Annotated in this window: 20 protein-coding genes; 5 read left to right on the forward strand and 15 right to left on the reverse strand. The window is 43.1% G+C overall.

Annotated features, from left to right (window positions below):
* Positions 1-127: 127 nt before the first annotated feature.
* The 11 genes from ACZ5B7_RS27885 to ACZ5B7_RS27935 all read right to left on the reverse strand — a co-directional run bounded on the left by ACZ5B7_RS27885 (position 128) and on the right by ACZ5B7_RS27935 (position 11,351).
* A complete protein-coding gene (locus ACZ5B7_RS27885) occupies positions 128-1,465 on the reverse strand; it encodes a short-chain fatty acid transporter (RefSeq protein ID WP_464491815.1) in 1,338 nt (445 codons plus the stop codon).
* Positions 1,466-1,824: 359 nt separating this feature from the next.
* A complete protein-coding gene (locus ACZ5B7_RS27890) occupies positions 1,825-2,169 on the reverse strand; it encodes a DUF3870 domain-containing protein (protein WP_464491816.1) in 345 nt (114 codons plus the stop codon).
* A 159-nt stretch (positions 2,170-2,328) separates the two neighbouring features.
* Positions 2,329-3,390: a zinc-dependent alcohol dehydrogenase gene (locus tag ACZ5B7_RS27895; protein WP_464491817.1), complete on the reverse strand. Its 1,062-nt coding sequence runs from the start codon at positions 3,388-3,390 to the stop codon at positions 2,329-2,331.
* Between the two features lie 293 nt (positions 3,391-3,683).
* The gene (locus ACZ5B7_RS27900) at positions 3,684-4,634 is read right to left on the reverse strand and encodes an IS3 family transposase (protein WP_464494429.1); all 951 of its coding nucleotides are present in this window, start codon (positions 4,632-4,634) and stop codon (positions 3,684-3,686) included.
* Positions 4,571-4,864, reverse strand: a complete 294-nt coding sequence (locus ACZ5B7_RS27905) for a transposase (RefSeq protein ID WP_213140605.1) — start codon at positions 4,862-4,864, stop codon at positions 4,571-4,573. Before ACZ5B7_RS27905 ends, ACZ5B7_RS27900 begins: the two co-directional genes overlap by 64 nt.
* 196 nt (positions 4,865-5,060) lie before the next feature.
* Positions 5,061-5,738 carry a cyclase family protein gene (locus ACZ5B7_RS27910; protein ID WP_464491818.1) on the reverse strand — a complete coding sequence of 226 codons (678 nt, stop codon included), beginning with the start codon at positions 5,736-5,738 and terminating at the stop codon, positions 5,061-5,063.
* 47 nt (positions 5,739-5,785) lie between these two features.
* Complete coding sequence (locus ACZ5B7_RS27915) at positions 5,786-6,718, reverse strand: 3-hydroxyacyl-CoA dehydrogenase NAD-binding domain-containing protein (protein WP_464491819.1); 933 nt, start codon at positions 6,716-6,718, stop codon at positions 5,786-5,788.
* A 333-nt stretch (positions 6,719-7,051) separates the two neighbouring features.
* Positions 7,052-7,804 (reverse strand): oxygen-insensitive NADPH nitroreductase, encoded by a 753-nt coding sequence (nfsA, locus tag ACZ5B7_RS27920; RefSeq protein WP_464491820.1) that lies wholly within the window; start codon positions 7,802-7,804, stop codon positions 7,052-7,054.
* Between the two features lie 132 nt (positions 7,805-7,936).
* Entirely contained in the window at positions 7,937-8,773 is an 837-nt protein-coding gene (locus ACZ5B7_RS27925) for a fumarylacetoacetate hydrolase family protein (RefSeq protein ID WP_464491821.1), read from the reverse strand.
* Positions 8,774-8,794: 21 nt separating this feature from the next.
* The gene (locus tag ACZ5B7_RS27930) at positions 8,795-9,724 is read right to left on the reverse strand and encodes a VOC family protein (protein ID WP_464491822.1); all 930 of its coding nucleotides are present in this window, start codon (positions 9,722-9,724) and stop codon (positions 8,795-8,797) included.
* A gap of 40 nt (positions 9,725-9,764) precedes the next feature.
* A complete protein-coding gene (locus ACZ5B7_RS27935) occupies positions 9,765-11,351 on the reverse strand; it encodes a bifunctional 3-(3-hydroxy-phenyl)propionate/3-hydroxycinnamic acid hydroxylase (RefSeq protein WP_464491823.1) in 1,587 nt (528 codons plus the stop codon).
* A 488-nt stretch (positions 11,352-11,839) separates the two neighbouring features.
* Between ACZ5B7_RS27935 and ACZ5B7_RS27940 the strand changes: the two genes are divergently transcribed.
* The 3 genes from ACZ5B7_RS27940 to ACZ5B7_RS27950 all read left to right on the forward strand — a co-directional run bounded on the left by ACZ5B7_RS27940 (position 11,840) and on the right by ACZ5B7_RS27950 (position 14,660).
* Positions 11,840-13,132, forward strand: coding sequence for an MFS transporter (locus tag ACZ5B7_RS27940; protein WP_464491824.1), 1,293 nt, complete (start codon positions 11,840-11,842; stop codon positions 13,130-13,132).
* Positions 13,133-13,290: 158 nt separating this feature from the next.
* Positions 13,291-14,061, forward strand: a complete 771-nt coding sequence (locus ACZ5B7_RS27945) for an IclR family transcriptional regulator (RefSeq protein WP_464491825.1) — start codon at positions 13,291-13,293, stop codon at positions 14,059-14,061.
* Positions 14,062-14,270: 209 nt separating this feature from the next.
* Positions 14,271-14,660: a VOC family protein gene (locus ACZ5B7_RS27950; protein WP_464491826.1), complete on the forward strand. Its 390-nt coding sequence runs from the start codon at positions 14,271-14,273 to the stop codon at positions 14,658-14,660.
* An 84-nt stretch (positions 14,661-14,744) separates the two neighbouring features.
* On the opposite strand, the gene ACZ5B7_RS27955 is transcribed toward ACZ5B7_RS27950, so the two are convergent.
* The 3 genes from ACZ5B7_RS27955 to ACZ5B7_RS27965 form a co-directional block, all read right to left on the reverse strand.
* Entirely contained in the window at positions 14,745-15,488 is a 744-nt protein-coding gene (locus ACZ5B7_RS27955) for a transposase (protein WP_464491827.1), read from the reverse strand.
* 441 nt (positions 15,489-15,929) lie between these two features.
* On the reverse strand, positions 15,930-17,045 hold the full coding sequence (locus ACZ5B7_RS27960; protein WP_464491828.1) for a mechanosensitive ion channel family protein: 1,116 nt from the start codon (positions 17,043-17,045) through the stop codon (positions 15,930-15,932).
* 294 nt (positions 17,046-17,339) lie between these two features.
* On the reverse strand, positions 17,340-17,795 hold the full coding sequence (locus tag ACZ5B7_RS27965; RefSeq protein WP_464491829.1) for a staygreen family protein: 456 nt from the start codon (positions 17,793-17,795) through the stop codon (positions 17,340-17,342).
* Positions 17,796-18,076: 281 nt separating this feature from the next.
* On the opposite strand from ACZ5B7_RS27965, the gene ACZ5B7_RS27970 reads away from it, so the two are divergent.
* Entirely contained in the window at positions 18,077-20,290 is a 2,214-nt protein-coding gene (locus ACZ5B7_RS27970; RefSeq protein ID WP_464491830.1) for a glycerophosphodiester phosphodiesterase family protein, read from the forward strand.
* A 174-nt stretch (positions 20,291-20,464) separates the two neighbouring features.
* Positions 20,465-20,926, forward strand: coding sequence for a phosphate-starvation-inducible protein PsiE (locus ACZ5B7_RS27975; RefSeq protein ID WP_464491831.1), 462 nt, complete (start codon positions 20,465-20,467; stop codon positions 20,924-20,926).
* Between the two features lie 45 nt (positions 20,927-20,971).
* On the opposite strand, the gene ACZ5B7_RS27980 is transcribed toward ACZ5B7_RS27975, so the two are convergent.
* A complete protein-coding gene (locus ACZ5B7_RS27980; protein WP_464491832.1) occupies positions 20,972-21,376 on the reverse strand; it encodes a VOC family protein in 405 nt (134 codons plus the stop codon).
* Positions 21,377-21,400 lie beyond the last annotated feature (24 nt).

A 21,400-nucleotide genomic window follows, 5' to 3' on the forward strand; every position in this document is an offset into this window, starting at 1 on the left:
GGAAAGGCTGGGCTACCCTCATTAGTGTGAAAACGGGGATGCCGTTCTCACCGTGAAGATCTCAACTTTCCATCATCGCAGTCAGCTTGTGACCCGATTTCTTCTATTATATTATACTACTTTATTTTTACCCAAAGAATCCCCAAAGTAGAACAGCACCACAATAGATAATCCCAACCCAGAACATCATGACAACGGTGTAACCCATAACGTCTTTTAACTTAAGGTTCGATAAGGCCAGCGCCGGCAAGATCCAGAATGGCTGGACTAAATCGTTCCAGGCATTTCCGAGCATGACGGACATAGACGTATGGGCGATGGATGCGTGCAATTCTTTCGCTGCATCAATCATGAACGGTCCTTGAACGACCCAGTGTCCGCCGGCAGACGGAGCAAAGAAGTTGATGACGAATGAGCTGACCAGTCCCCAGAATGGCAGTGTGTGATTGGAAGAGAACTGCACAAACCAGTGAGCAATTGTATCAACCAGACCGGAACCCGCCATGATCGCCATAATCCCAGCATAGAACGGATATTGCAGGATGATACCGGAAATCGTCTTAATCCCTTCATTTAAACTAGCAACATAGTTTGCTGGAGTTCCTAACAGGATAATGCCAAGGAAAAGAATAATAAAGTTGATCATGTTTAAATCCAGTTTGCCGCCCTTTGTAAAGAAGGACACGACATAAATGATACCGATAATTCCAATTGCCAGTGAAAGCAAGCGGCTGTTGTTTAATTTCGTAGCAAACGTCACTTCTTCGTTGCCAAGGGCAGATGCTGCTGCCACCTGTTCACGCGCCTCAATCTCAGGATTGATTTCAATGACATTTTCCTTCGTTTTCGGGTGCAGCCATGCGTTTAATAATGGAAGAGTAATGATAACGATCAAGCTGGTAATTAACATTGGTATTGAAAAAATCGTCTCCGATAGCGGCACGACGCCCATTGCTTTTTCCATCGGGTGGCCAGGTGTTGAAATCAACACTGGAATACTAGCAGAAAGACCTAATCCGTATAACGTAAATCCGCTGTACGCTGCTGCGATAATCAGCGGGTAATGAACCCCTTTGACCTTTAAAGCGAGTTTCTTGGCGATGATTCCCCCAATTACCAAACCAAAGCCCCAGTTCAAATAACTGCCGATTCCTCCGACCAATGTCGCAACGATAATGGCCATTCGAGGAGTATGAACGAGTGAAACAATTTTGTTTAAGAACCGGTCAATAATCGGCGCCTTTGCCAGCACATAGCCCATCGCCAGGATGACTGCCATCTGGGTGGTAAAAGATAACAGATTCCAAAAACCTGCTCCCCAGCTGGTTGTAGCAGCCACGAATCCTTGCCCTTCGACAAGAACCGCCAAAATTAGTGTTAGGATGGTCAATCCAATTGCAAACACAAATGGATCGGGAAGATACTTCCTCATCAGATTCGTGAAAAAACCAGTAATTTTCTCCATGCTTTCGCCCCCTTGTTGTTTTAGAAAAATAGTTTAAGTTAACGCTTTCATTACATTCGAAAAAAATCCCCTTCGTTAAAGCTTCTATCCTTATTGTAAAGGAATCGAATAGGTTTCCTCATTAACAAATAATGGTTAACAGCGTTAGCTGTGCTGCCGCTCACCTCCATAAAGCCAATAAAAAATACCCAGCTGCGCCAAAAGGAATAAGAAAACACACGGTTTCCTCACTGTCTTTTGGAAAAGCTGGGTATTCTTAATTTAAGGTGGAATGGGTAATTCCATCGTTAAGAAGACGCTTTTCGAAAGGTATTTACTTTATAAAAAAACTATAATATATCTTTCGTTTAGTTGTCAAATTATTTTTTATTTTCCAATTGATTTATTTTTTCAAAATATCTTTTATGGGCTGCTTTCAAGGCGACAATCACAGAATTAACCGAAGGCGCAAAATAATGCTCTTCAATCCGATTGACCAGCTCGTCGACACCATTCGATAAATCATAACCAATCACTAGCCGCTTGATAAAATCCTTGGCCAAGTCGGTAATAAACGTAAACTCTGCGTCGACAATGGAATGGTTCGTCGGATCAACCTCTAGAACAATTCCGGCATGCTTATAAATCTCATACATCGCACTTCCAGTCGGCGCCTTCGCATAAGCAGTCACCAACACTGTGTTCATTTCATGTTGTGAATTCAAGTTCGACCCTCCCTTAATTTTACTCTTATTATACCAAATGTAATGCATGGGTGATGCATGGGGACGGTTCTTCTGCATCATTTTGAGCAAGGGAAGGGTTGGGGTTCCTGTTTTGCAAACGAAGGAAGTGAGGCACGAGAACCGTCCCCACGCCTCACTTTATGGTTTTAGGATTACCTTGACCCCGTGCTTTTGAACGCCGACTTCGAAGCCTTCGACTGCTTTTTCAAGCGGAAGGACATGGGAAACCAGCTTCAGATAAGGAAATTTTCCGGAAGAAGCCATGGCGATGGTCCGCTTCAAGGTTTGTTCGGTTACCCCGTATACCCCTTTGACCGTTACTTCCCCACGAACAATTTCGTTAGATGGCAGCACGGTTTCCTTGGCGGAAATGCCAACCAATAACAGTTCGCCGCCTTTTGTGCACATTCTGACCCCAGACACCATCGATTGATGGAATCCGCTAGTTTCAAACACATGGTCTACACCCTGACCGTTTGTCAGCTCGGATATGGCCTCCACATCGTTCACCTGGTCGGCATAGACAATGTCTGTTGCACCTAATTCTTTGGCCAGCTGCAGTCTTTCTTCATCAACAGACAAACCTGTTACGATCAGCTTTTTCAAGCCAAGGCTGGATAAGGATGCGATTAGGGAAAGACCGATAGGACCCGGTCCGATGACAACAGCCGTGTCGCCTGGCAGAATGTCGGCCCGTTCAAGCGCACGTACGCCAATGCCAAGCGCCTCGAGCATACCGGCCACCTCAATCGGCATCGTTTCCGGAATCGGCAGCACATTTTTGTAATGGATCGCCGCGTATTCGGCCATTCCGCCATTTTGCCGGAAGCCATATTGCAGGGATTTTGCCGGCACCTTGTCCATCGCGCCTTTACCATGGTCACAAAGATTCGTCCTGCCCCGCTGGCAATTCGCACATTCGCCGCAGGCCACATACGGATTGATGATAACCCGGCTGTTCAACAAGTGCTCATGGTCAGGATTGTTCACGCCAACGACCCTTCCGGCAAATTCATGGCCGAGAATGACAGGTGTCGCCACCCACTCATAGGCACGCATCCCCTCGTACATGTGCAGGTCACTCCCGCAAATGCTTACGGCCTCGACACGGACAAGCACTTCGTTTTCCTTCAGTTTAGGAGTTTCTACTTCCTTTACCTCTACCCCGTGATCTCTTGTTGTTTTGACAACTGCTTTCATTTTTCCTCACCCTTTCTGGATTATGCTTTTTTGCGTCAGCAAGCGACTATAAATCCTTTTTACGGACATTTCCTCTATGTTTTCCACCAGTTTTGTCCGAAGATGCCATTCCTTCGGACATTTTCCCTTCGTTTTTCACCAGATTTGTCCGAAGATGGTCTTCTGTCAAGAAAGTGGACAGTAAAATTTAAGACTTTTAGAAACCAAACCACTACCGCACTTCGTTTGGTACGGTATTAGAAATGATCAGTCGAAAAGCATGACTGCTCATTTCCTAACACCAAATGGCTATATTATGAGGTATATGCAACTTCATCTTGCCGGTGGTTTCTCTCGAATTGATTCGGTGAATTGTGCCCTAAAGTAGAGTGTTTTCGTTTTTCATTATAAAAACTATTTAAATAATGATTAATGGCTTTTACGGCTTCAGCCCTGGTCTTAAAGCGTCTTCTGTAGATCAAGTCTTTCTTGATTGTGGCATGAAAAGACTCAATACATGCATTGTCGTAAGGATCGCCCTTTCTGCTCATACTGATATGCATGTTTTTCCCTTTCAGGATGTCGATATAATCATTTGAACAATACTGGGACCCACGGTCCGAATGATGGATTAACCCTTCACTAGGCTGCCTTGTAACAATCGCCATATTTAATGCTTGTATGGATAGCTCCTTTTTCATATGTGAAGCCATACTCCAGCCTACGATTTTTCTTGAGAATAGATCCATAACGGATGATAAATAAACCCAGCCTTCAAGCGTCCAAATGTACGTAATGTCAGTTACCCATGCTCGGTTGGGCTTTTCAACATTAAATTGGCGATTAAGCAGGTTAGGATAAATGTGTAAATCATGATTTGAATTAGTAGTAATGACAAACTTTTCTTTTGGTGTGGCTGTTAAACCCATCTCTTTCATCATACGTGCAACCGTCTTTTGAGAAATGGTATAACCCCACTCCACCAAGTCGGCATGGACCCTGGGGCTCCCATACGTACCATAGCTCTCGTGAAATGATTTACTTATTTTTTGCTTGATTTCTTTACGGTAGGCATCTTTCTCAGATTGAGGTTTATTCTGGATCCTTAGCCATTTATAATAGCCACTTGATGATACTTTAAGAACTTTGCACATCTTCGCCACAGCGTGCTCATCAGAGTGGGCTTGAATGAACGTATAAATTACGCTTGGTTTTTCGTGAAGATGTGCATGGCCTTTTTTAGAATTTCGTTTTCCTCTTTCAATTTTTGTATCTCTTTCTCGTGTTGCTTTTTCAGTTTTTCAAGTTCTGTGGGTGTAAGATAGTTTTCTCCAGCTTTCCCAGCACTTGTTTTAGTCCTGTAAGCTGCCACCCATCGACTAACAGTTTTAGGGGAGATCTCGAGTTCAAAAGCTACCTGGGAGGCTTTTTTCCCCTCCTCAACGATTAACTTTGCAACATATTCTTTATACTCTTGAGAATGATGTTTACCCATGTGAACACGTCCTTTTAAATGATGATTGTATTATAATCTAAATCTCATTTTTACGTGTCCACTTTTTAGACTAACCTCAAAGATGCCATTCCTTCGGACATTTTTCCTTCGTTTTTCACCAGATTTGTCCGAAGATACTCTCCCTTCGGACATTTCCTCTTCATTTCTCACTAGTTTTGTCCGAAGACTGAACCTATTACCACTCTTCAACCGCAATCGCCCTGATTGGCGAACCTGTTAACCCCTTTAAATTCAAAGGAGTTCCGATAAAGTAGAAATGCTTTTGCGATAACTTATCTAAGTTGACGATATTTTCCATAATGAGAATATTTCTGCTCAGCAAAGTAAGGTGGACATCCCTTTGCATATTTTCATTGATATCGGCATTCGACAGATCCAGGCCGATTGCTTTGATTTTATTCTCGACGACCCAATCCCCGACAGAAGGAGCAAGGGATTTGCACTCATGAAAGCCTTCGCCGTTCCATTCCCCGTCCCAGCAGCGGAACAGAACAATACTATTCTCTTTAATTTCCAGTTGGTCCCTCTCAACCACCGCTTCTACCATTTCCCGCGTTACCGGTTCCGCAGGATTTTTATCCGAACAATCAATTAAAACTGCGTCCCCCATCGTTGCATCAATCGGAATCTGTTCGATCGTTAAGCCATCTTTGAAAAAATGATAGGGAGCATCCATGTGCGTCCCGCTATGGTCGGACATCATGAAAATCTTACTGGCATAGCCTTCGCAAGGAGCCGTATATCTTGGTTTTGAAAAATCGTGTGTGATATGATCCATGAACACTACTTTTGGATGGGATGGAAAAGAAACTAAGCCGTCGTACAACAATACTGATAAATCAACCGTTTTCATAATTACGCACCTCTAGTAGTTTATTTTTTATAAATGAGCAAGCCGCTCTACTTCTTCAGCCATTTCATCAATTGAAGCAGCTGGGCATTTTTCGTTTGAAGGGCGTCAGTTTGGGAATCCTTGTCCCAATCGTAAAACCCTTTGCCTGTTTTTGTCCCGAGCTCGCCATTTTGCACTTTTTCCGAAAGCAGCCGGGAAGGTTCGGTCCGGTTCTCCAAATCCTTATAAAGGTAAGACGCAATGTGGTGATGGACGTCCAAGCCGTTCAGGTCTCGCTGCTCGAGTGGACCGGTGAATAGAAGCCGGACCCCAAGACTCCAGCGGACAACCGTATCGATTTCCTCCGCTGTCGCAATCCCTTCCTCCAGCAGCGAAATCGCCTCACGCGCCATCGCATGCTGAATCCGGTTGCCGATGAAACCCGGGATGTCTTTTCGAATCAGGACAGGTTCCTTATGGATTTTTTTGAAAAAACTCATGACTTCATCACCGACTTGATTCGAAGTCTCGTCCCCGCGGATGATTTCCACTAACGGAATAATCGCCGCCGGCATGAAAAAATGCGTTCCGATAAAGCGTTCGCGGTGCTTTAGCTGTTCGCTGATTTGGTTAATGGATAATCCCGAAGTATTCGTTGCAAAAATTGTCGCCTGGTCGCAAATCTCTTCCAGCGTTTGAAAGAGAGTTTGCTTTAATTCCAAGACTTCCGGAATCGCCTCAATCACCATCCAGGAGTTTTGCGCATCTTGAAGGCTGTCTGAAAGTGAGATCCGGCCAAGTGCCTCATTCATTTCTTGTTCAGAAATAAACTCATATTCTCTTAGAATCTCATATTGGTCCCTAATTCTATCCACGGCTTCGTTCAGAATCCCTTGATTCTGTTCTACCATGTGAACGTTTACATGATTTTGCGCAAGTAATTGAGCAATCCCTCTACCCATCGTTCCCGCACCAACAACCGTAATTTTTCTATCTTCCATATGAGCGTGGTCCCTCCTTAATTTGAAAATAAAAAAACCCAGCCCCATAAAAAATAAGAACAAACCCATCCTTATCTTTCAATGGAAAGCTAGGTATCCTAAATTACATGAAACGGGTAATTTCACCATTAAGAAACTGCTTCTCATTCACTATTAAAGCTGTTTATATTATTATGATATTTCGAAATTCAATTGAAGTCAAGTCGTGTAACGGGGACGAGAGGTGTATCCTAATCAATCACATAAAACAGTACGTAAAAAGGCACAGCTAACTTTAATCCACTAGCTGTGCCTTTTTACGTACCAAAATTTTATAAAAACCTTCACTATGCATCATTCCAAATGGAACCCTTTGCTTTCCATAAATTCCTTCATGTGCACTCGTCTCTTCCCCTGCATGAAGTGGGCCATTGATTCAGTCCAGTTGGTATTTTTGTTATTAGTAGAACGCTGCTGATAGTAGTTGCTCATGGTTTGATCATAGTCATCGAGCAAACCTTCGTATTTTTCCTCGTTATAGACATTTTCATGGAGAATGGCGTCTAAAGGGAGTCTTGGTTTTACCTCGTTCTTTTCGGCAGGGACTCCTAAACATAATCCAAATAGCGGAAACACTTTGTCTGGAAGACCAACCAGCTCGCTTATCGGACCGGGATTATTCCGGACGCCGCCGATATAGCAGCCGCCGTAACCAAGTGACTCCGCAGCAGTGATGACATTCTGGGCAATGAGGGCGGTATCAACAGTGGCGACGATAAAATTTTCTAAATTATCATGTTCAATCACAATCCCTTGCTTCCGGCCAGCAGCTTCCAAGCGCTTTAAATCCCCGCAAAATAATAAAAATTCGGAAGCGTCACTGATATGCTTATTTTTGGCAAGCTCAGCGATTTGATCCCTTTTGCCTTTGTCGGTGATGCGAATAATCGAATACGCCTGGACAAAATGCGAAGAAGCTGCACTTTGACCCGCCTGAAGGATTTCCACCAAATGTTCTGTCGAAATCGGCTTTGCCGAATACTTCCGAACGGAAACATGCCTTTGCATCACTTTCATTGTTTCAGATAATGTACTTGTATCTTTCATCTAGTTCTTCCTTTCTTGAGGCAGAGGGACGGTTCTCTTGCATCACTGTGATTGGGTGAGGTACGAGAACCGTCCCCATGCTCCATCGTGCATCACTGTGATGAAGTGAGGCACAAGAACCGTCCCCATGCTTCACCCTTCTTTGATCTGGTTGCGAAGGATCCCGATTTTGCTTACTTCTATTTCTACGACATCTCCGGCTTTCATTAGGACTTGTGGGTTGCGTTTGAAGCCGACTCCGCCTGGTGTGCCTGTGACGATGACGTCGCCTGGCACTAGGGTAATGAAGGAGGAGACGTAGTGAATCAGTTCAGGTATGGAGAAAATCATTAAATCGGTTGTAGTATGCTGCAAAGTTTCGCCATTTAAACGTGTTTCGAGCGTTAATATCTCATTGTCTTCGATTTCATCGCGGGTCACCATCCATGGCCCAAACGCTCCCGTTCCTTCAAAATTCTTTCCAGGCCCCCATTGGTGTGTATGTCGCTGCCAGTCGCGGATCGTGGCATCATTATAACAAGCATAGCCGGCTACATGTTCAAACGCTTGCTCTTTCGGGATCCGTCTTCCAGGTTTTCCAATGATGACTGCCACTTCGCCTTCATAATCCAGTACATCCGATTCCTGTGGCAGCAATATCGCTTCATTATGACCAATCTGCGAATCAGCAAGGCGGAAGAAAATCACCGGTTTTTCCGTTTTATCGCGATTGACTTCTCTTCGATGAGCATCGTAGTTGACTCCGGCACAAAATATTTTATTAGGATTCGGAATGACCGGCAGAAAAGTCACTTCTTCGAATGTATAGTCCACAGGCTCATGTTCGAACTCCGAGGCCTGAGCTAAATCGGCGGCCAATAAAGACTTTAAGTCTGCAGCATCCAGACGCTTCGTTAAATCAACAATCCCGTTATCCTTCGCAATGCCAAACTTGTTTTGGTTCTCCACTTGATAGCTTACTAATTTCATATCTAACACCATCCTAATCTATTAATCATGTATTTGTGAAACTAAACGATTATTAAATTCTACTTTTTGTAAAACAGAGTCGATAATGTCACGCTCTACTTTTGGATACCATTTGCAATTACGCAACCACTCTCTAGGGCGTAATGGCAGCTCACTATGATAGGGACGCGGTTCAAAATACCCGAGGTCCGGAATATATTGGTCCATTTCCGTGTACAATTCGATTAAATTCAGCTCCGGGTCATGATGATAGGAAGCAAGATTATGTCCGGCGGTATGCCTGAATGGTCCCCAAACTAGCGGGATATTTTTACTGGCAAGAAAATCGGCACTTAACGTATGATGGCTCGAATCTTTCAATTGAAAAGCGATATGGTGCATGATTTTATGGCCAAAGTTTGAAATGTTCAAGACATGATGATCGGAATTACAAGTTAAAAAGGCTGCCCGGTTGCCAATCTTATCGGTTTCTAGAAATCCTAAAATGTCCCTATAAAAATCAACCGACTCCTGCTGCTTTTTTGAACCTAATGCAATATGCCCAAGCTTAAAAGGGGAAATTGAATCTCGCTTATACCCCGGTGCAGGCATGTCAATATGGTGGTATAAGTGGATGGTGTAGCCATCCGGATCGTTCAGCTCCAATAACTTCCTTATCCCCGGTTGATAATCGGATTTTATTACTGAATGAATCCCGGCATTCGCAAGGAACTTCTGAACATTTTCCAAAGAATCGGTTTCTGCGATTTGAAAGCCAAGCGTGGACAATTCACTTTCTCTACTGTTTCTTAACACAATATTATGATGATCTAAGCTGCTGCTAAGATATTTTTCCCCCTGATCGCCTTCTTCGACGAGCGACAGTCCGAGAACGTTTTCATAATAGTCCGCCATCTTGGACAGGTCCACACAGTTAAAATCGGCATAACCTAATTGAATCGTTTTAATCACACGATCATCTCCTAACCCGCAATCTTGTTTTTTTAAAATATTAACTCAGTACCTTGATCCCGAGGCCTTTTGCCAAATCCTCCAAAATATCTCCAGCTATTTCAGCTTCGCCTTTTGCATAGACATACCGGTCAGGACGAACAATGGCCACGTCCACGCCGTTTTTTTCAAACCATTCTGAAAAATGGGGTGTTTCCTCCAGGATTTGGCCTGCCTTTACGGGCTGCTGCGTGACAACCTGCAGGCATTCAAAAAAGTCGGTTAAATGGAGGGCGGCTAATTTTTGCTTTAATGCATCGAGTTTATTCTCTGAAACGTTTGCTGAAACAACCATGGCAAACCTGTTGCCAATCACATTATCTGATTTAGCTTGTGTGCCGTCTGCCAATGTTACAGTTGTTTGTGGGAACAAGGTCGTCTCGTCACTTTTTATAGTAGAATGGTGAAACCCTATGCCAATTGGTGAAGCGGCCTTTGCCAGGTTGTTTAATGCTTCTTTCACATTTGGAATGCTGTTTAAATAGTTAAATAGACGATCTCTGAAGTCCGCGATTTCTTGGTTGTTTGTTTGAATGATCTCACCCAGCAGGACCGCATGGCGCATAATCTTTTCTACATGCGGCAGTCTCTCTTCTTCATAGGAATCTAGGATGGATTCAGAGAAATCGTATTTGAGGATATGAGCGATTTTCCAGCAAATATTCATCACATCGCGAATTCCCGATGAAAGCCCTTGACCTAAAAATGGCGGCATTTGATGGGCTGAATCGCCGGCCAGGAATACCCGTCCTTTTCTGCCCTGCTTCGCCAACAAGGAGCGGAACACATAGATTATTTTTCTATCCACCGTGATGTCTTCCGTATTCATCCAATTAGACAGCAGTTCCTTGATCGATTCATCGGTTTTATACGTGCTCTGGGTTTCATATTCATGGAGGGCAATTTCCCACCTGTACATATCATTGCCCAGATAGATACAAGTAGCTGCCCGAGATGGATGGCAAAATTGCTGATTAATATTAGGTAAATTCAGCTCTTTTGGTGCTTTAATGTCGACAATTAACCAAGGGTGGTTAAAATTCATATCTTCTCGTTCGATTCCGATACATTCTCTTATTTTGCTCCTGGCACCATCGGCCGCGATTACATACTTTGCTTGAAACGTTTTTTCTTCTTTTGCGACTAAATCTTTCACTTTTACCGTTACAAGATCGTTGTGTTCTTCTACATCTAATACTTCATGATTGCTATACATTGTGACATTCTCATGCTGCTTCAGGCCGCTCCTTAATACCTCTTCAATCAAAGGCTGTCTGATGACCAGCGTGGTAGGATAGCCGTTGGACGTATTGCCTTCCACACGTTTGAAGCCGAACATCGGCGTTCTTTGTTGATTTAAAAATTTGTATCCTTTTGAAACAGTGGATAATTTGAGTATTTCTTCCTCAAGTCCTGCAAATTGAATAATCCTGGCAATATCATCATCGATTACTGCAGCTCGTGGGTTGGGGTATATATCCTTTAATTTGTCAAATACAATCGTTTTAAGCCCGTATTTTCCTAGAATATTGGCTGCCATTACCCCGGTTGGGCCGCCGCCGGCGATTATTACATCTGCATACATCATGACTTTCACCTCATTTAGTAAAAATTTTAATAGTTTTTAACGTATTCACCTGTAAAACAGTATTTAATATTCATAATTATCAAATATATTTTTTTGATTGTCAACAACTATTATCATAATTTGATAATTGATATTAATTATTTAAAAATTAAACCGCTTTATTTTATTATAATTATTAATATATGATTTTACGCAGTGGTTTTAACCGAATAGTATAGATTGGCCATTTTGCTTATTTTTCAGTATTATCATAATTTAATAAATGAAAATAGAATTATGCAAATTTTATATATTTTTTTAAAAATAATATTGCATTACGATAAACACCACGGATATAATGTAAATAAATTTTTAAAAAATTCCAATAATAAGGGGCGTGGGAAATTAAGTAACCAGTTTGCGCAATGGAAGCTGTTATTCTGGATCGGCCAAGGGGATTTACCAGTTTAAAAGTTTAAGATAGTATGAACTAATAGGAGGATTTACTGATGAATGATTTGAAAGCGCATTCTAATCCGAAATTAAGTAGAAATGCTTGGCTGACTATTGGCTTTCTATTTACTGTTTCCATTATTAACGTTGCCGATAAAGCCATTATCGGTCTCGCGTCTGTACCGCTTATGAAGGAATTGAATTTATCACCCTCCGAATGGGGAATTGTCGGAAGTTCCTTTTTCTGGCTATTTTCTATATCAGCCTTGTTGGTAGGGTTCTTATCGGATTATATTGGCACAAAACGAGTCATTACCGTGATTACATCCGTGTGGGCGGTCGTGCAATTTGCTACTATCTTTACGATGAGCTTACCGTATCTTGTCGTCACCCGAATGATTTTGGGAGCTGGTGAGGGGCCGACCTATGGCCTAGCCATGACGATGGCCGCAAAATCCGTTCCGAAAGAAAGAGTTGGCGTAAGCCTTACCTTAGTCTCCGTCGGCAATACAGTTGGCGCTGCGATTGCGGCCCCTGTGTTACTTTACTTTATTGTCAATCATGGCTGGCGTTCGGCCTTCATCTTTTTAGGTGTCCTCGGAGCAATTTGGACCTTATTTTGGGTTCTTATAGTAAAGGAAAATAAAGAAAATATTAAGCCGAAACAAGTAAAAAACGAGGACGTGGAGAAAGCAAGCTGGTCAGAAGTTTTGCCAAAGTTATTTTCACGCAATTTTATTCTCATATCACTATGTGCTTTTGCTTCTTATTGGTTTTTCGCCATTGAACTCGCTTGGTTCCCTAACTATTTCGAAAAAGCTCGAGGGATAGATGGTACGATGTTGCAGCTGGCGATTATGATTCCTTGGGTGTTGACTACCATTTCACAGCTGTTTTTTTCCTCAGTTTCTGATCGCATTTATGCAAAAACACAAAACGTTGTCCGTTCACGGGTATTTATTGTAGGGCCAATGATGTTGTTGGCTGCACTCTTTTACTTTCTGGCAACGGTCGTCGAATCAAGTACGCTTGCCGTTGCCATGTTAACGTTGGCGGTGGCACTAAGAAGTATTATTTTAGTGCTTGGACCAGCCATTTTAACAAGTGTTTTTCCAAAGAAACATTATGGCAAGGCGCAAGGAAGTTATACAGCTATCTATTATTTAGCCGGGATTCTCGCTCCTTTCGTGACAGGCCTGATTATCCAAAATGCCGCTACAACCATCGCAGGATTCCATCAAGCCTTTAATTTGGGTGCCGCTCTCATTTTTGTCACCGGCCTGCTGTTCTGGATTTGGGTTCGACCGCAAGAAGCGGCTCAATCGATTAATAGTCAGAAGGTTGGATGATTAGCAGACAGGAACTGGTTCGTCGGCCAATCAGAATAGGATCAATTTGAACCTAACAAACCCTTGAGGGAGTGTTGCTCCTTTAGGGGTTCTTTTTTTAGTGGGTGAGTTTTTTCGTGAAAAACAGTTATAATCTATATAAATAGAGGCTTGAGAGAGTGAAAGAGGTGTTGGGTAAGAAAATGTCGAGTCTTACGAAAATGTTAGCGATTCTTGATTTATTTACCGAAGAAAAACCGATTTGGACTGCGGAGGAAATTACCAATGAATTTGATTTCTCGGTACCGACCGGTTATCGATATGTCAAAGAATTAAGCACGGCAGGGTTATTGGCAAGGGTGAAAGGCGGATCGTATGTCATTGGGCCTAAAATTATTAAATTGGATCGGCAAGTTCGAATTTCCGACCCAATCATCAAAATTGGCCAGCCGATTATGGAAAACCTTGTGAATCTGACAGGCTGTGAGGTTTTATTGAGTAATGTTTTTAATGAAGAAATTTTGGTGGTACATACGGAAGCACCGGACAATAAACAAATGAATATCAGCTACTCGAGGGGGATTCCACACCCGCTTTTCAAGAGTTCCACATCCAAAATTATCGTTGCCAATTTGCAAAGAAACGATCTGATCAAACTGTTTGAATCGCGCCGGGAGGAAGTTGCGGAGGCTGGGTTAGGAATGGATTGGGAAGAGTTTAAAAAAGCCATATCGAAAATTCGCCGTGATGGCTACTGCATCTCTCATGGGGAACTTGATGCCGGACTCTCAGCCATTGCAGCCCCCATCTTCAGCAATAATCAAATAAAGGGAAGCCTAAGTTTAGTCCTGCCTACTGCCAGATTCTCCGTATTCAACACGGACAAACTCATCGAAATCGTCAAAGAAGCAGCCAATCTAATCTCAAACCTAATATCAGAACCACTTTGACGAGTGATGCATGGGGACGGTTCTCGTGCATCAAAATGGGACTGACTGAAGCAAGGAGAGGCATGAAGACGATTCTGGTGTTTACCAAAAGGTTTTCATAGAGGAATAAATGAGGCATAAGAACCGTCCCCCCGCCTCAACCGTGAAACCCCACGCTAAATATGTTATATTCCAGGTATCTAGAAAAATTGGGATTGGGGTTGACTACTTTGATAAAGTACACTGAGCTGCATCATGTAAGTTTGAATGTTACAGATTTAAGCAGGGCTAAGAAATTTTATAGTGAGATACTATGTTTAAAAGAACTTCCTCGGCCTGCTTTTGATTTTGAAGGGGCTTGGTACGGTATAGGGAATCAACAGCTGCACTTAATCGTCCTTCCCCACTCGCAAACCCTTCGGCAAGACAAAAGCTTAAGCAGCAGGGAAGGACACTTTGCCCTTCGAGTCAAAAACTATGCAGAAACTTTAGCTTGGCTGAAAAAGAATGGAGTAAACGTCCTAGAAAAGCCAAACAGCGTCAGCGGCTTTGCCCAAATCTTCTGCGCCGACCCGGATGGAAATCTCATAGAATTAAACGTCGACCAATCGGAGTTGTGATGCACGGATGATGCACGGGGACGGTTCTCGTGCATCAAAATTTCGAAGGAAAGAAAAATGAGGCAGGAGAACCGTCCCCATGCCTCATGCTCTAAATATGAGATTAGGCGATACCCCTAAAATTCTCGCTGCCTGTCGTTGGGATACACCTCTAATATTTTTTACTTTTTGAAAGACTTCCTTTCTTTGCACCCTTGGCAGTACCTTTACGTGAGTGATGTCCATAGGGCCAAGCAGTTTCTTAATGACGACCCTTGCCTCTTCGTCAGGCAGCCTTCTTCTTTTCTCTTCCAAGCATTCATCGTTGTTAATTTTTTCGTTATATTCTTTGAATTTTTCCATGGCAAAGGTTTGATCAAGGGAAATTTTTTCGATAATAAAATTTGCATCAAGCAGCTTTCTGTCATCACGATATTCACCATAATACTCACGGCAGCTGCTCCATCTCCATTCATTTAGTCTGTCTGCGATTCCAGCCTTAACGGGATTTTGATGAATGTACCTAGTAACTGTTAGTAAATACCTATTATCTTCTACATTTTCACTTCTGAATCGCCCCTGAAACAAATGCCCCGTCGTGTCGTACTTCCAGTTATAATACGAGGCATAGCTGACACCAATCCGCTTCATCGTATTGGAAATGGTTTCATTTCCTTCCCGGATAAGGAGATGGACATGATTGCCCATCAAACACCAAGCAAATATCTCCAATTCCGATTCCGCTTTATACTTTACTAAAATATCAAGAAACCTATTACAATCCTCATCATCATGGAAAATCTCCTGCCGATTCACTCCTCTCCACATAATATGGTAAACACCGCTCATACTCTTCACCCTTGCACTTCGGGGCATCACAATCACCTAACCTTGAATTTAAATGTGGAAACAAGGTGAAGCATGGGGACGGTTCTTATGTCTCAAAAAATGTACAACAGGCCGTATTAAATAAAAAGTTTTGTAGACCAAGATGGTTATCATTAAGGAAAAAGTCATATAAAAGTAGTTTAAAAGTGGGTTAATTAAGAAGCGCGAGAACCGTCCCTAGGTTCTGCCTGGTTCCGGGGGTTTATCTGAGGTTACAGCTCTATCATATACTACGTTAAATAGTTTTTCATCTTTTTACCATTTTAGGGGAGGTAAAAAAACAGAGGCATGAAAGCCGTCCCCACGCATCAGCGGCATATCGAAAAATGATGCATGAGAACCGTCCCCATGCATCAGCGGCATATCGAAAAATGATGCACGAGAACCGTCCCCATGCATCACTCAATCAATAGAGCCCATTGTTTGGAATACTTCGTTTGTTTGTGGGGTGACGTAGAGGGTTCGGCTTGGGAAGGCTATTTCTACTGCCTCTTCCTCTAGTATCGCCATGATTTCTAGATTGATTTCGTGTTTGATTTTTACGTGTTCTGCCCAAACGGTCGAGTTTGTGAAAAAGTAGATTAGAACATCGAGACTGCTCTCGTTATAGTGGTCGAACGCGACCATAATGGTATCTGGGTGGATTTCTTCATGCGTCCTTAGCAATTGTTCAATCCGCCTTACTACTCGTTCCAATTCTTCCTTCGTGGTTTTATAGTTAAGTCCTAAGTGAAAATCTATTTTTCTTTTTCCCATACGGCTCCAGTTCGTAATCGCTTCGTTCGCGAGTGTCGCATTTGGAACCGTCACTAGAGCTTGGCTAAAGGTTCGAACCTTCGTGCTTCTAAAATTGATATCTTCGACGATCCCCTCTACGCTCGGCGTCTTGATCCAATCTCCAATCGAAAATGGTTTTTCCGTGACAATGACGACCCCGCCAATGAGATTCCCGACAGCTTCCTTTGCCGCTAAAGCAAAGGCAAGTCCCCCTAAGCCAAGGCCGGCAACCAATCCATTGACATCATAATTAAATTCCTGCCCGATAATACTGATACTAATGGCGATAATAATGACACGAATCGTCCTTGAAATAAACGGAAGAAGAATCAAATCAATCTTATTGTTCATTTTTTCATTAACACTGATCAAAATTCCTGTGCTAGGAGAGGACAAATTAAACAATCCCCATGTAATTAAAACAATGATCATCGAACGCAAAAATTTGATAAACAGCGCATTTTGCTGCTCCATAAAAGGGAAATAATCCATCGCCAAGTACAACCCTACAATAATAAACGCCCACCCTAAAGGACGCTCAAAACTCAAACAAATCTGCGTTAAAAATTCAGTCGGTGTTTTACGGGCCAATTTTACAATCAACTGAAACACATATTTGGTAAACAGGTTCCTAAAAAGAATAAATACAACCAAAATCCCAATCGAAATTCCTAAATTTTTTAACATGTCATAGTCTATGTCCGCCGTTGAAAAAGCCAATACCAAAGAATCCAAAGACATTTCAAAAATACCTTCCCTCTACTCCAAGACTTTATAACATCATTAAACCATTACAACGAAATATAATAACTTTTTTAAAAAAATAATGGAATACATCAATAGTCTCAGATTGAAGCACGGGGACGGTTCTCTTGCCTCACAATTGCCTGTGGTGAGTCAGCTTTGAGGCAGAGGGACGGTTCTTATGTTTCAAAAAATGGTGTACTAGAGGACACAAATCAATCCGCTTATTACCAATAGTTAAGTTAGGGGAAAATGGCGGGTAACGACTGAAATTAGGCCCGAGAACTGTCCCTACGTATAATGGCGCGGAGTACGATAGTACATGGTCTGGTTAAAGGCTGGATAGATTGAGTTAAAGTGTATAAAGATGTTTGCATCGAGCAGTTCGGGATACTGACGGAAAAGACATTGGTCGCCATAGATGATAGCAGATAGGGCAAGGTTCAATTCACGCTGGAAGATCAGGAATCGCCGCTGTGCCGTTTGTTCATCAAATTCCCCTCCACTCACATACACATTTCCGCTTAAAATAGGCGCCCCCTTCTTTGTTGTCATCCATTCTGCTAGTACTTCATCACGCTTAGAAACGTTAATACCTTTGAAATCATAATGATAGCCAATGCTCAAAAACAAGTCACCTGTCGTATCGGAATGTGTCAAAGTGTATTTTCGGCCATAAACCTTCATCGATGATGAGGAAGGCAAACAGTTAACATGCAGCTTAGAAGGATTGAAATCCGGATTCATAAACATACTCCCTATAAAAGATTTAACCCTTTATAGAATATTTCGGAAAAATGAAGACTGTGAACCATTTTGGCGGTACTTTTGTTTAGAGTAGCAGGCGATGATGCATGAGAACCGTCCCCGTGTCTCAACACAAAATGATGCACGAGAACCGTCCCCATGCATCAAAAGACCTGTTTTTGCCCGATTTACAATATTCTCAAAGTCTATTAATAGCGGCTCAATATTTCTCCTGTATTTTTGTATATGAAATACATATTCTTACAGGAGATGATGGAAGAATGAGAAAGAGTTTAGTAGCTGGATTGGCTTGTTTGTCTTTGGCGGTTACTGTAGCCGCCCCTTATGCTGTTTTAGCTAAACCAATTGAAATTTCTCCGACTGAAAATGGACAATCGACTTTGCGCCCGCTTACCTCTGATGTGGCGGTGATTGCCCACCGCGGTGCCTCCGCCTACGGCCCGGAACATACACTCGCAGCCTACAAGCAGGCAATGACGATGAAGGCCGATTATGTAGAATTTGATTTACAAATGACCAAGGATGGTCAGCTGATCGCGATGCATGATGAAACACTGGCGAGGACAACGAATGCCAAGGATCTTTATCCGGACCGTTCCCCATGGCGGGTAAAGGATTTTACCCTCGATGAAATCAAACGTCTTGATGCAGGTTCGTGGTTTAACAAAGCATACCCGGACAAGGCGAAACAAGCGTACATCGGACAGCAGGTACCAACCCTTGAGGAAGCCATCGAGTTTGTCAAACAGCACGGAAACGGCAAAGTCGGCCTTTATATGGAAACAAAAGCACCAAACGTTTACCCCGGAATGGAAGAGAAAGTCATTGATGTTTTGAAAAAAACAAATGTCCTAGACAGTGAAATGCTTTTTCTAGAGTCGTTCAGCGAGGACTCACTGCGTAAGTTAAAAACACTTGCCCCTGATGTCAAGCTGATCCAGCTTTATACTGGAGCCATGCTGGCTGGCAAGGATGTCCATCAGGAAATGAAGCGAATCTCTGAATACGCTGCGGGGGTCGGCCCAAGTAAGGAGCTGGTTGTTCCGAAGCTGATGGAGGCTGCCCACCAGAACCAGCTTCTCATCCACCCGTGGACCGTCAATGCTCAGGACGATATGGTTTCATTGCTTTCCCTGGGTGTGGACGGTGCGTTTACCAACAATACGGACCTGCTTGTTGATTTAGTTGAAAAACCGTTTATTTCACATGGAGTGGCGAGCGGGGATGTAACCGATTCGTCTGCGATTCTATGGGCACGCACTAACGCGGCAACAAATGTTCAATTTGAAATTTCCACGGACAGCAGTTTTAAACATGATACCATCGTAAAAACAAGCCCTGCAGACGTGGAGCATGACTACACAGTTAATGTCCAGATTGACGGATTAAAGCCGGATACGACTTATTATTACCGGGCACATGCGGTTTCCAGCAAATATATCGTGAACGGTTCCTTCAAAACGGCACCGGAGGAAAACAGCTTGAAGCCGTTGACCATGGTATGGGGCGGCGATACGGGCGGCCAGGGAGAGATCCCTCCATTTAAATCGTACAAATCGATGGCAGCTTTAAATCCAGACTTCTTCCTGTTCAGCGGGGACACCATTTATGCTGATAATGCAACACCGGCCGTTCCGAATCCTCCGTCTGAAACCGTACAGGATTTCTGGGCGAAGTATAAGGAGAACCGGACCGATGCCGGGCTGCGCAGCCTTTTGCAAAAAACAGGAACCTTTGCCATTTGGGATGACCACGAGGTAATCAATGATTTTTCCGGACCGTACCAGCCGCTGACACCAACCGGATTAAGTGCGTTTAAAGATTACTGGCCGATTTCAGGTGAACGCAGTGAAGCAGACAAGCTTTATCACAAATATTCTTGGGGCAACACCATGGATATGATCATCCTTAATAACCGGGGATACCGCTCACCGAACACCGAGGCCGATGGTGCAGATAAAACCATGCTTGGCGATGAGCAGGTACAATGGCTTAAGCAGCAGCTTCTTGAGTCAGATGCCAAAGTGAAACTAGTCGCGACTTCCGTGCCAATCTCGATTCCGACCGGAAAAGCAATGGCGCGGGACGGATGGGCAAACGGCGACAACGTCAACCCGAATGACCCGACCGGCTATGAGAACGAGTTCAAACAAATCTCTGATTTTATCATCGAAAAAGGGATCAAAAACGTCTTTTTCGTCACGACTGACGTCCATTTTGCAGAAGTCATCAAATATGACGCCAACCACGACGGAAAAGCGGATTATAACGAACTCATAAGCGGACCTATCGGCGCAGTAAAAATCAATCCGGGAACATTAGACCCAACCTTCGGACCTGAAAAACTATACGCAGAAGGCAACTTCTTCAACTACGGCGTCTTCCGCGTCGACCCAGCAACACAACAGGCAACAGTAGAAATCCAAGACGAAAACGGCAAAACCCACTTCAGCCACACCTTCGAACTGGAGTGATGCACGAATGAGGCATGGGGACGATTCTCTTGCCTCAAAATAGGTGATGCATGGGGACGGTTCTTGCGTTTCAAAATAGGGGTCAGGCAATGCAACTACCAAAAAACAACGTACTAAAATGAGGCATGAGAACCGTCCCTCTGCCTCTTTCATAATTTACAGGGGATGATGTGCATGGAACAAGTAAAAAGGAATTTCAATTTTCTATTCCGGATACTTCCACGGGCTCTGCAACTATTTTTGAATGTGACGCTTGTCTTGCTGGCTACCATTCTAGCAATATTATTGGTGAAAGAATTACTCATTTTTGGCCGGATGTTAATGGACAATGGCAGCCATGACCACCAGCAGTTTTTTGCCAATATCCTGCTCTTCTTTTTATATTTTGAGTTCATCGCGATGATTGTTAAATACTTCAAAGAACAATACCATTTTCCGATTCGATACTTCCTATACATTGGCATTACCGCAATGATCAGGCTCATTATAGTCGAGCATGATTCTGCTATAAACACCTTAATCAACGCACTGGTCATCCTAATCCTTATCATCGGCTACTTCCTCTTAAACCTAACTCCCCGCGAAAGACCTGAAAGGATTTTGATGCATGGGGACGGTTCTTCTGCTTCAAAATAGGATAGAAGAACAAAATCACACAACGATGGCACTTTGAAAAACCTTTCATTCTTGCGAAGGTGCCACCAATTCCACTTTCATTCGATCCGGGTCTTCAAAATACACCGCATAATGGTCTGTTCCGCCGGCAAAGGGATGCTTGTCCTCATATAAAATCGGTACATTTCTATCTTTCAATTTACTCGTTATTTCCTCAACCTGCTGGCGGGAGCTTGCATGAAAGGCCAGATGATTGAGACCCACACGGCATCGGTGATATGCTACATCTAAAAATTTTTCTTCTGCCTGCACAAAAACGAGATAAGTTTCACCCAATTTCCAGCTCTGGCCCCGATCCCATTTTTGATACACCTGATAGCCTAATTCCTCCAAAAACCATCCCCAAAAATCAACTGTTATCTTTAAATTAGAAACATATAGCTCGATATGATGGATTAATCCTTGCGACACTTAAAATCCTCCTAATTGGCTTAT

It is taken from the genome of Neobacillus sp. S1115 (assembly GCF_055385565.1).